Annotated in this window: 4 protein-coding genes and 1 pseudogene; 4 read left to right on the top strand and 1 reads right to left on the bottom strand. The window is 73.2% G+C overall.

Features of this window, described 5'->3' with window-relative positions:
• Nucleotides 1-3: 3 nt before the first annotated feature.
• The 4 genes from ABEA42_RS04160 to ABEA42_RS04175 are packed head-to-tail and all read left to right on the top strand — an operon-like array spanning nucleotide 4 to nucleotide 11,261.
• Nucleotides 4-6,342 carry an Ig-like domain-containing protein gene (locus ABEA42_RS04160; RefSeq protein ID WP_345501390.1) on the top strand — a complete coding sequence of 2,113 codons (6,339 nt, stop codon included), beginning with the start codon at nucleotides 4-6 and terminating at the stop codon, nucleotides 6,340-6,342.
• Between the two features lie 49 nt (nucleotides 6,343-6,391).
• Nucleotides 6,392-7,360 carry an AAA family ATPase gene (locus ABEA42_RS04165; protein WP_345501392.1) on the top strand — a complete coding sequence of 323 codons (969 nt, stop codon included), beginning with the start codon at nucleotides 6,392-6,394 and terminating at the stop codon, nucleotides 7,358-7,360.
• A gap of 14 nt (nucleotides 7,361-7,374) precedes the next feature.
• Nucleotides 7,375-8,871, top strand: a complete 1,497-nt coding sequence (locus ABEA42_RS04170) for a DUF58 domain-containing protein (protein ID WP_345501394.1) — start codon at nucleotides 7,375-7,377, stop codon at nucleotides 8,869-8,871.
• Nucleotides 8,868-11,261 carry a transglutaminase domain-containing protein gene (locus ABEA42_RS04175; RefSeq protein ID WP_345501396.1) on the top strand — a complete coding sequence of 798 codons (2,394 nt, stop codon included), beginning with the start codon at nucleotides 8,868-8,870 and terminating at the stop codon, nucleotides 11,259-11,261. Before ABEA42_RS04170 ends, ABEA42_RS04175 begins: the two co-directional genes overlap by 4 nt.
• Before the next feature lie 97 nt (nucleotides 11,262-11,358).
• Here the strand turns inward: ABEA42_RS04175 and ABEA42_RS04180 are convergent.
• Nucleotides 11,359-11,735 (bottom strand): annotated as a pseudogene (locus tag ABEA42_RS04180) (inositol-3-phosphate synthase); the annotation flags it as partial.

Genomic DNA, 11,735 nt, shown 5'->3' on the forward strand with positions numbered 1-11,735 from the left:
CCGGTGACACGCCGGCGCGCAGGGGTCGCGTCAGGGGTCGTCGTGGCGCTGGCCGCGTCCAGCCTTGCCTTCTTCGCGGTCCAGTCCAGGGGCGAAACCGTCCACGAGGCCGACCTCAACGACGGCGGCGTCTGGGTCTCCGCGAGCAACTTCAGCCAGTTCGCCCGGATGAACAAGGCGGCCCGGCAGTTCGACGCGGGCATCCAGGCCAACGTCGCGCCGGGCTCGGGGCTCGACCTGCTCCAGGACGGTGCGGCCGTCGCGGGGCTCACGCGGGCGACCAACCAGGTGGTCCCCATCGACCCGGTCACCGGCCGGCTCGACTCGGCGTCGGCGGTGCAGGCGCCCCCGCAGGCCAAGGCGGTGGGCGGTGAGTACGTGCCCGCCACCGTCGACCTGCGTGGCGGCACCCTGGCCATGGTCGACCCGGCGACCGGCAAGGTCTGGGCCCAGCGGGTCAGCCCCCGCGCCCCGCTGTCGGGCCTGACCCTGTCGCCCACGGCCAAGCCGATCGCCACGGTCGGGGGTGTGGCGGCGCTCGCGGTCGACACCTCCGGTGGGGTGCACGTCGTCTCCGGGGCCAAGGGGACGGTCGTCTCCCTGCCGGCCCTCGGCACCGGGTTCGGGCCGCCGGTCACCGAGAAGCTCGGCGTGCAGGCACCCGCCGTCGACATCACGGCCGTCGGCACCCGCTGGGTCGTCTACGACCCCCGTGAGGACCAGGTCTTCGCCCACGGGCTCGACAAGCCGGTGCCCGGGGGCGCCGACCGCGCCGGCGGCCTCGCGTACGCAGCCCTGCAGCAGCCCGGTCCGGCCTCGGGCTCGGTCGCGCTCGAGACCACGACCGAGCTCAAGCTGGTCGGGCTCGACGGCGACCCCGGCCAGGGCGGCGTCCGGGTGCCCAGCGAGGTCGGGCCGGGGGCCGAGCAGCCCAAGGTGTCACGACCGGTACGGCTCGGCGACTGCGTCCACGCAGCCTGGGCCCAGACCGCGCGGGCCTACTACGGCGCCAACTGCGGGCAGGACCAGGCCGTGACGGCCGGCATCCTCGAGCGCCCCGCGGACGTCCCCCTCACCGACGGCATGAAGCTGCGCACCAACCGCAACCTCATCGTGCTCAACGACCTCGACACGGGCAACGCCTGGGACCTGGACTCCAAGCCGGTCAAGGTCGACAACTGGGACTCGGTGATCCCCCCGAGCAAGGCCGACGACAAGTCGCAGAACAAGGACAAGAACGTCGTCGACGACACGACGACGCCGCAGCCGCCCAAGGCCGAGCCCGACAACCTCAAGGTCCGCCCGGGGCGCACGTCCAAGCTCCACGTCCTCGACAACGACACCGACAGCGCCGGGGCCATCCTCGCCATCGCCCCGGGTGAGGTCACCCAGCCCGAGTCCGCGGGTGTGACCGCCACGGTGTCCGGCGACGGCCAGTCCGTCGACGTGTCCGTGCCCCAGCACCCGCAGGCGAAGTCCTTCTCCTTCTCCTACCAGGTCAACAACGGCACCGCCGCCGCCCACCCGAGGGCCACCGTGACCGTCACGGTCGTCGACGACGCCGAGAACGCCCCGCCGTTCGTCCGCGAGGGCGGCGCCAGGCTCACGACCACGCCGTACCCGGTCGTGGCCGGCGGCCGGCTGCCCGTCCAGGTGGTCGGTGACTGGCGCGACCCCGAGAACGACCAGGTGACGATCCAGCCCGCCGGCGAGGGGAGCCTCGTCGACGGCCTGGGCCGCCTCGTGGTCCAGGCGGGCAGCAAGGCCGGCTCCCAGGCGGTGCCCTACGTCGCCGACGACGGCCGGGGCGGGACCACCCAGGGCAAGGTCACCCTCGCCGTGCTGGGGGCGGGCAGCAAGTTCCGCGCCCCCCAGACGCAGCCCGACGTGGTCCGGGGCGTCGTGGGCAAGCCGCTGCAGGTCGAGCCGCTCGGCAACGACATCGCCGGCGCCGACCCGGAGGAGCCTGATGCCCGCATGCGGCTGGCCACCGAGGTGCGCGCGACCAGCCAGCTCGACGTCCAGAGCGACCTCGACACCGGCGTCGTGACCATCACTGGGGCGAGCAAGGGCACCTACGAGCTGACGTATGCGGCGCAGGTGGGCCAGGGGGTCGCCCCGGGGCGGATCCGCGTCGACCTCATCGACGACCCCGACCCCGACGCCCCGCCGGTCGCGGTGCCGGACTCGACGACGGTCCGCGACCAGACCCCGGTCATGGCCGACGTCCTCGCCAACGACTACTCGCCCCGCGCGGACGTGCTCGTGACGCGCAGCGTCTCGGTCGACTCTGCCGACCAGTGGCTGCGGCCCTCGATCTACCAGGGGCGCTGGGTCCGGGTGGAGGCGCTCGACCCGTTCACCGGTGGCACCAGGCCCCGCACCGGCACCGTCCACTACACCGTCAGCGACGGGAGGAAGGCGACCACGGGCGAGCTCACGGTCACCCAGCGGCCGTCGGACCCCAAGGCCCTGCCGATCATCCAGGACGACACCGCCGTGGTGCGCGACCAGGACAGCGTGAGCATCCCGGTCCTGGACAACGACTCGATGGCCGAGGGCATCCCGCTCGTCCTCGACCCCGCGAGCGTCAAGGTGCTGGGCCGCGGCCAGCCGCAGAACGCCTTCGCCTCGGGCAACCTCATCCGCTACGTCCCCGACGTCCGGACCCCCGTCACGACCGAGCGCACGGTGACCATCGAGTACGCCGCGTACCCCATCGGCGACGAGAGCAAGTCACGCAGCGGCCGGGTGACGGTCACGGTCAAGCCGCTGCCCGGGACGGCCAACCCCAACCAGGCGCCGGTGGCCAAGAGCTTCTCGGCGAGCGTGGTGGCCGGCGAGCCACTCACCATCACGGTGCCGACGACGGGGGTCGACCCCGACGGCGACAGCGTCACCGTGCAGGGCATCGCCGGCGAGAACGGCCAGGCGCTCGACCTCGGCCTGGGCCGGGTCACGGGCATCGGCGCCTCCACCATCAAGTACGAGGCCTACCCGAGGGCCGGTGGCACCGAGGTGCTCCACTACACGGTGGCCGACCGGTTCGGCGGCAAGAGCACCGGGTTCGTGCGCATCGGGGTCGTCGCCCCGGGCGACCCCCAGCCGCCGGTGGCCGTCCTCGACGAGGTGCGCGCCGCCCCGGGCAAGACGGTGACGGTCGACCCGACCGAGAACGACCTCATCGCGCGCGGCGACTCGGTCGACCTGCAGTACAAGGACCTCAACAGTGCCGAGGCGCTCTCCGGCTGGAAGGTCGACACGGCGTCGTCGACGTTCCGGCGGACCGTGCCCGAGGTGAAGGCCGGCGCGCAGACGCTGACCTACGGCATCGACAACGGTGTCTTCGACCCGTCGCGGTCGACCATCACGGTGCGCCCCGTGGCCGGCTTCAAGAACCGGCCGGTCGCCGTCGACGACACCGCCAAGCCGAAGCCGGGGGAGACGACCACCCTGGTCGACGTCCTCGCCAACGACCGTGACGTCGACGGCGACGCGAGCCAGCTGACGGTGAGGTCGGTGCTGTCCACCCACGCCACCATCGAGGACAACCACGTCCGGGTCGAGGTGCTCGACCACCCCTACACGGTGCCCTACGTCATCACCGACGAGGACGGCCAGACCGCCATGGCCCTGGTCTACGTGCCGACCGGCGACCACGGCCTGCCGTACGTCGTCAGCGGTGCGCTCATCGAGATGGACCCCGACTCGACCAGGACCGTGGCGCTCGGCGACTACGTCAAGTCGCCGCGTGGACGGGTCATCGGCATCACCACCCCCGACACCCTGAGCGCGTCACCGTCCGACGACCTCGCAGCGGCCAACGAGGGCAAGAACTCGCTGACCCTGACGTCGTCCCACGGCTACGTCGGTCCCGGTGCGGTGATGGTCGAGGTCACCGACCAGGAGTCGGTGGACCAGAAGGACTTCCGCACCGCGTACGTCTCGATCCCGGTGCAGATCGGCCCCAAGGTGCCCCTGCTCTCCTGTCCCGACTTCGCCGTGTCCCTCGTCGCCGCGGGACGCCCTCGCCAGCTCGACATCCCGACCCTCTGCCACGCCTGGCTCCCTCCCGGCCTGACCCTCGACAAGGTCGCGTTCGAGGCCAGGTGGGAGCCGCAGTCCCGCGGCGTCGACCTGTCCCAGAACGGGGAGGGTGGCCGCGAGGTCGACCTGCGGGCCGGTGCCGATGCCCCGAGCAGCACCAACGGGCGTGTCCGCATCCAGCCCAAGGGCGGTGCCGTCTCCTACCTGCGCGTCAACGTGCTCGGCCTGTCCAACGACCCCACCGAGCAGGTGACCGACCGCAACGGCGACCCACTGCCCACCGCCCCACCGCCGCGGGTGCGACCGTTCGCGGTGGCCGGTCTCCGGGCCGGCTCGTCGCAGGCCGTCGACCTGCGTTCCTACCTCGACTCGCCGCTGGAGAAGCCGACGTGCTCGATCGGCTCGGCGCGGATCGAAAGTGGGAAGGGCCTCACGACCCGGTTCAGCGGCTGCACCCTCACGGTCAGCGCCTCCGGTGACGCCTCCGGCACCGGCTCGGTCGCCGTCTCGGTCTCGGACGGACCCGGCCGCAACGCCGTGGGGCGCGGCACAGTCAGCGTGCTCGGCAAGCCGCTCGCGCCGACCGGGGTGGGCGCCGTCGCCGACCGCGTCAACGGCGGCACGGCCCGTGTCTCGTGGAACCCACCGGCCTTCGACGGCGGCAGCCCCATCACGAGCTACACGGTCAGGGGCCGCGGGCCCGGGGCGACGTCGGTCCGGTGCACCGCCTCACCGTGCACGATCAGCGGACTCCAGGACGGTGAGCCCTACTACTTCACCGTCGTGGCCACCAACGCCGTCGGCGACAGCCCGCCGAGCGCGCAGGCCGGCCCGGTCCGTCCCGACACCCTGCCCAACCCCGTGAGCGGCGTGAGCCTGGTGTCCCGTGGTGACGGCACGCTCACCGTGACCTGGTCCAAGCCCGCCCAGAAGGGCAGCGCCGTGACCGGGTACGTCGCGAAGTTCCAGGACGCGACGACCGGGGTCGCCCGGACGGTCTCGGTCGCCGGGGGCGACAACCTCCGCGCCTCCATCTCCGGGCTGACCAACAACGACAAGCAGAAGGTGTCCGTCCGGGCCCGCAACGACCTCGGCGCCGGTCCCTACGGCCCCGTCGTCGAGCTCCAGTCCGCCGGCACCCCGCCGGCCGTCGGCAAACCTGGCCTGACGGTGCCCACTCCTGCCGCGGGAAGCTCGTCGACCACCGTCCGCGTGTCGTGGAACCCGGTGTCGCCCAACGGTCCCGACCTCGTGCGCTACACGGTCTACCGGCGCACCGACAGCGGCCCGTGGTCGGAGGTCGGCCGCGCCTCGCCCGACAGCACGTCCTACCCGGACTCCAACGTCCCCTACAGCGGCTCGACCTACACGTACGCCGTCACCGCGACCAACGGCGCCTCCAAGGAGTCGCCGCGGACCAACACGTCCTCGATCAAGCCGACCGGCTACCCGCAGACGCCGACCGGCCTGAAGGCGCAGACCCCCAAGGCCAACTACGGCGCGACCTTCACCGTCCAGCTGAACGAGTCGAACGCCAACGGCTACTCCCGCGTGGAGTGGACCAGCGGTGGCCGCAGCGGCTCGGTCGCCTGCAGCTGCCCGGAGGGCAGGGTGACCCCGACGCTGACCATCGGTGCCAACCTGGGCACGGGGTCGCAGACGCTCAAGGTCCGCGGCATCAACACCGCCGGACGCCCCTCGCCCTGGTCTGCCGGGGTGACCATCCACCCGTACGGCCCGACGAACGCGCCGCGCTCGGCGGGGTACACGGCCAGCGGCAGGACGATCACCTACAAGTGGTCGTGGAGCCAGAACGGTCGCGCGGCGACCCAGTTCCAGGTCTACCGGGGCGGCACGAGGCTGGCCACGCTGGGCGCGAGCGCCCGGTCGTGGTCGCACACCGAGGCGAAGTTCGACACCACCTACTCCGTCACGGTGTACGCGGTGGCGGTGGACTCAGGGCGCTCCCCGGGGGCGGGGGTCAGCGGCCACACCGACGCCGGCCCCACCGTCACCGTGCTCAAGGGGAAGTCCTGCTCACAGCGGGCCTGCGTCGGCACCGGCTCCTGTACCAGCTCCAACTGCTACTGGATCGCCGTACGCACGGCGAACTTCGGCGGCAACGTGACCTGCAGCTTCCGCAAGAACGGGGCCACGGTCAGGGGCTGGACGTCCATGAGCATGGGCGGCAACGCCACCAAGGAGAGCAACAACTTCTTCGGGCAGACCGGCGACACCGTGAGCGCCACCTGCTCCAGGACCGGACAGAGCGACACGGGGAGCCTCCAATGGTGAAGGTCCCCGCCCAGCCCGTACCACCCGCAGACACGAGAGGCACCACCCGATGAGCGTCACCCCAGAGCAGGCCCGGTGGTTCGAGCAGGCGTTCACCCAGATGGTGCAGAACGTCGAGAAGGCCGTGCTCGGCAAGGACCACGTCATCCGCCTCGCGCTGACCTGCATGCTGTCCGAGGGGCACATCCTGCTCGAGGACTTCCCCGGCACCGGCAAGACGCAGCTCGCGCGGGCGCTGGCCGGCACGGTGAAGGGCACGAACACCCGCATCCAGTTCACGCCCGACCTGCTCCCGAGCGACGTCACCGGCGTGACGATCTACGACCCGAGCAGCCAGAAGTTCGACTTCCACCCCGGGCCGATCTTCGCCAACATCGTCCTCGCCGACGAGATCAACCGGGCCTCCCCCAAGACGCAGTCCGCGCTGCTGGAGGTCATGGAGGAGGCCCACGTCACCATCGACGGCGTGCGGCACGAGGCCGGCCGCCCCTTCATGGTCATCGCCACCCAGAACCCGATCGAGCAGGCCGGCACCTACCGGCTGCCCGAGGCCCAGCTCGACCGGTTCCTCATGAAGACCTCGCTGGGCTACCCCGACCTCGAGGCGACGGTCGCCGTCCTCGCCGACGCCAAGGTCCGCGACCGGGCCGGCGCGCTCGGCGCCGTGGTCACGAGCAGCGTCGTCACCGACATGGCGGCGCTGGCCGACGAGGTGCACGTCGACCCGGCGATCCTCGCCTACATCTCGCAGATCGCCGAGGCATCCCGCCGCCACGTCTCGGTGAAGCTCGGGCTGTCGGTGCGCGGGTGCCTCGCCTTCGTGCGCTGCGCCAAGACCTGGGCGGCCAGCCAGGGGCGCACCCACGTCATCCCCGACGACATCAAGATGCTGTCGAACCCGGTGCTGTGCCACCGGCTGCTGCTCACCGCGGAGGCGCAGTTCGCCGGCACCACGGTCGACCAGGTCATCTCCCAGATCCTCGGCGAGGTCGCGCCGCCCGCCGAGCGCGCCGCCTGAGCCCCGAAGGAACCATGAGCTCACCCACCGGGCCCGACCCGGACGGTCCCGCACCCGAGGAGGAGCGGACCGTCCGTCGCGCCGACCTGCGCACGGGACGGTCCGCCGACCGGCGACCGGGGCGGCGGACCGACCGCGCCGTACCCCGCCGTGCCCGACGCGGAGGTGGCCCGCGCGAGGGTGCCGGACGCGAGGGTGCCCGACGGGGCTGGTCCCTGCCGGCGCTGCGGCTGCCGGCCGTGCGCGTCCCCGGCCTCACCGGAGCGGGCGGGCTGACCGTGCCCGCGGTCCCCGAGGGCGTCAGGGACCGCGTGCTGCGGCTGCGCGACCGGACCCGCCCGGCGTGGTCACCGGTGCTGGGCTTCCTGCGCTGGGTCTCGCCCCTCGGCTGGGCCGTCCTGGTGCTCGGGGTCGTGGGCTGGGTCGTGGGCAGCCTCACCGGCTGGACCGAGTGGCTGATGATCGCCGCCGCCGCGTTCGCGCTGCTCCTGTGCTGCGTGCTCCTGGCCGTCGGCCGCACCCGGGTGGCCATCAGCACCGAGCTGGAACCGGTACGCGTGAGCGTCGGCGAGCCCGCAACCGGTCGCATCACCGTCACCAACGCCTCCCGGCGCGGGATGCTGCCTCTGCTGGTCGAGCTCCCGGTGGGGGTGTCCGCCGCCCGGTTCACGCTGCCGGCGCTCGGGGCGGGCAAGGAGCACGAGGAGCTGTTCGTCGTGCCCACGCACCGTCGCGGGGTCATCCCCGTCGGCCCCGCGCGCACCGTCCAGGGCGACCCCCTCGGGCTCGTGCGGCGCACCGAGCGCTGGACCGACGTCACCGACCTCTACGTCCACCCGCGCACGGTCTCCCTCGAGAGCCTGGGCGCCGGCCTGCTGCGTGACCTCGAGGGGGAGACCACCCAGGACCTGTCCATGTCCGACCTCGCCTTCCACGCCCTGCGCGAGTACCAGCCCGGCGACGACCGTCGCTACATCCACTGGCGGTCGTCGGCCAAGGCCGGCCGGCTCCTGGTGCGGCAGTTCCTCGACACCCGCCGCTCCCACCTGTGCCTGGTCGTCGACGCCGACCCGGAGCAGTACGAAGGCGGGGAGGACGAGGCGGAGACCGTCATCAGCGCTGCGGCGTCACTGGCCCTGCGCGCGATCCGCGACGAGCAGGACACGACCGTGGTGTGCCGCGGCGAGACGGCCTCCCGCACCACGGCCGCCCTGACCCTCGACGCCCTGGCCCGCGTCGAGCTGGGGCCGTCGGACGTGTTCGGCCGGTGCACCGAGGCCCACGCGCTGGCCCCGGACACCTCGGTCGTCGTCCTGCTCACCGGTCCACGACGTCCCTTCATCGAGGCCCAGCGGGCGCTGGCGCAGTTCGAGGTGGAGGTCACCAAGGTCGTGCTCACCGTCGACGCCCTCGAGCGGACCGGCGTGCAGCACCTCGGCGACATCACCCGCCTCAACATCCGCCGCATCCAAGACCTGCGGGCCGTCCTCGCCAGCGGGGTGCTGGCATGAGCCCGCGCCCCGACGACACCACCGGGCCCTCCCGGGACGCGACGGCCCCCGGTCGCACGCGCACCCGCAGCTCGTGGACCGCCACCCGCGCACGGGTCGCCGCGGGGCAGCAGGGCGGCGCGCTCCGGCCGACCCGGGACGCCCTGGTCGACGCCGCGTTCACGGCGGCGCTGGTCGGTGTGGCCCTCGTGGGGTTCCGCACCGACTTCGCCGGTGCCGCCTGGGTGCTGCCGGCGGCGGTCGGGCTGCTCCTGGGCATCCTCGTCACGCACGTCACCAGCGCGCTGCGCCTGCCTCTCGCGGTGCCCCTCGCCGTCGTGGCGGTCCTCTACCTCCTGCTCGGCGGGCCGTTGGCCGTGCGCCGCGACCTCGTCGGAGGGGTGCTGCCCAGCGGGAGGACGTTCGCCGACCTCGCCGACACCAGCGTGCACGGGTGGAAGCGGCTGGTGACGCTGCTCCCGCCCGTCGACTCCACCGCCGAGCTCCTCGCCCTGCCGCTGCTCGTGGCCCTGCTCGGCGGGTGCCTCACCTACGCCGTGGCGCGGCGCTGGCGCACCCCGTACGCCGTGCTCGTCGCCCCCCTCGCGGTGCTCGCGCTGGTCATCGTGCTGGGCACCCTCGAACCGGCCGCCCTCGCCGTCCAGGGTGCGGTCTTCGCCGTGCTCGGCATCGGCTGGATGGTGGTCCGGGCGGCGCGCTCGCGCTCGCGGCTGCAGAACGGCTCCGGGCAGCGCACCCGGCAGGGCATCGGCGCCGCGCTCGTCGGCGTGGCCCTGCTCGCCGGCTACCTCGTGGGCCCGCACCTGCCCGGTGGGGGCTCCACCACCCGTCTCGTCGCGAGGTCCTACGTCGTCCCACCCATCGACGTGGCCGCGTACCCGAGCCCGCTGGCCGGGTTCCGCCGGTACACCGAGCCCAACCCCGCGAAGCTCTGGCACACACCGCTGCTCCAGGTGAGCGGCCTGCCGGCCGGGACGCCGCTGCGCTTCGCCACCCTCGACTCCTACGACGGCTCGGTCTGGGGCGCGTCCGACCGCGCCAACACCGGGACCGCCACCGCCGGGGCCTCGTTCCAGCAGGTGGGGGAGAGCGTGTCCACCCGCGGCCCCGGGCGCCGCACCACCGTGGAGGTCACCGTGCCCGAGGGTGGGTACGGCGACGTGTGGCTGCCGACGGCCGGCACCGTGACGGGGGTCAGGTTCGGCGGTCGGCGCGAGGACGAGCTCGCCTCGAGGCTCTGGCTCAACATCGACACCAACACCGCGCTGGTCCCGGCACGCCTCGAGGGCGGCGACTCCTACACCTTCACCGCCTTCGTGCCGCCGACGCCCGCGACGATGCCGGCCTCGCTCGGCGTCGACGCCGGGTCACTGGTCGAGGACGTCGACACCGGCTTCCTCGACGCCAAGCTCGACGCCTGGACCGGCGACGCCCCGGACCCGTGGGCGCAGTTCCGCGCCGTGGCCAAGGTGATGCAGGGCGAGGGGGCCTACACCGACGGCGGCACGAAGAACTCCGTCGAGCGCTACTACCTGCCCGGGCACAGCATCGGCCGGCTCTCGCGCTTCACCGGGCTGGCGCAGCTGGCCGGCAACGACGAGCAGTACGCCGCGACCCTCGCCCTCGTCGGCAACCGGCTCGGCATCCCGACCCGCGTCGTCATGGGCGCGATCATGCCCGCGAGCGGCACCGTCACCGGCGAGGACGTGCACGCCTGGGTGGAGGTCCGCGACAGCCTCGGGACGTGGGTGCCCGTGCTCAAGGACAGCTTCCTGCCCGACCGCAACAAGAAGCCGCGGGAGCTGCAGACCAAGGTCGAGGACCGCAAGGTCGGGGCGCTGGTGCCCCCGCCGGCCGGGCTCAGCCCGCCGAGCGTGCTCCAGGGACCCGACCAGGCCCAGAACGCCACCAACCTCAAGAAGCCCCCGAAGAAGCTGCTCGACCCCTCGAGCTGGCCGTGGTGGGTGCGGTGGCTCGTGTTCTACGTCCTGCTGCCCCTGCTCGTGCTCACCGCGCTCTACTGGCTGGTGCGCGCGCTGAAGTCCTGGCGTCGCCGTCGGCACGCCACCCGAGGCCCCACCGCCACCCGCGTCGCGTGGACCTGGGCCGACCTCATGGCCAGCGCGCGCTCCTACGGCCACCGGCCCCCGCACCGCGCCACCCGCCTCGAACAGGCGCGCGCACTGCGTGGGCCGGTCGACACCCTGCCGCTGGCCCGCCGGGCCGACGCGCACGTCTTCGGGCCGGGCGAGCCGTCCGACGAGGACGCCGCCGGCTTCTTCCGCGCAGCCGACGAGGTGCGCGGCGACCTGCGGGCACAGGCCGACCTCTGGCGGCGGCTGCGCTCGGACGTCGACGTCCGTCCCCTGTTCAGCCGGACCGCCCGCTGACCCACCCCTGGCCCACCGGAGTCGGGGGAGGGGGACGGCAGAAGGGGCACCACCCGCGGACGGGTGGTGCCCCTTCTGGCTACGGGGAGTGCTGGGGTCAGCGCTCCTCGGTGCCGGCGATGAAGGCCTCGAGCCGGGTGCGGCCCTCGGTGTCCTCGCGCTGCACGGGCGGGGACTTCATCAGGTAGGAGGAGGCGCTGATGAGGGCGCCGCCGATGCCGCGGTCCTTGGCGATCTTGGCCGCGCGGATGGCGTCGATGATGATGCCGGCCGAGTTCGGGGAGTCCCAGACCTCGAGCTTGTACTCCAGGTTGAGCGGGACGTCGCCGAACGCGCGGCCCTCGAGGCGCACGTAGGCCCACTTGCGGTCGTCGAGCCAGGCGACGTAGTCCGAGGGGCCGATGTGGACGTTGCGGCTGTCGGTCTGGCCGGCCAGGGCGCCGGTCAGGTTGGAGGTGACGGCCTGGGTCTTGG

Source organism: Pedococcus ginsenosidimutans, assembly GCF_039544395.1.
GTDB lineage: Bacteria > Actinomycetota > Actinomycetes > Actinomycetales > Dermatophilaceae > Pedococcus > Pedococcus ginsenosidimutans.

Coding starts and splice junctions, on each gene's coding strand:
- ABEA42_RS04175 (WP_345501396.1), top strand. CDS start 8,868: ATGAGCCCGCGCCCCGACGACACCACCGGGCCCTCCCGGGACGCGACG.
- ABEA42_RS04165 (WP_345501392.1), top strand. CDS start 6,392: ATGAGCGTCACCCCAGAGCAGGCCCGGTGGTTCGAGCAGGCGTTCACC.
- ABEA42_RS04170 (WP_345501394.1), top strand. CDS start 7,375: ATGAGCTCACCCACCGGGCCCGACCCGGACGGTCCCGCACCCGAGGAG.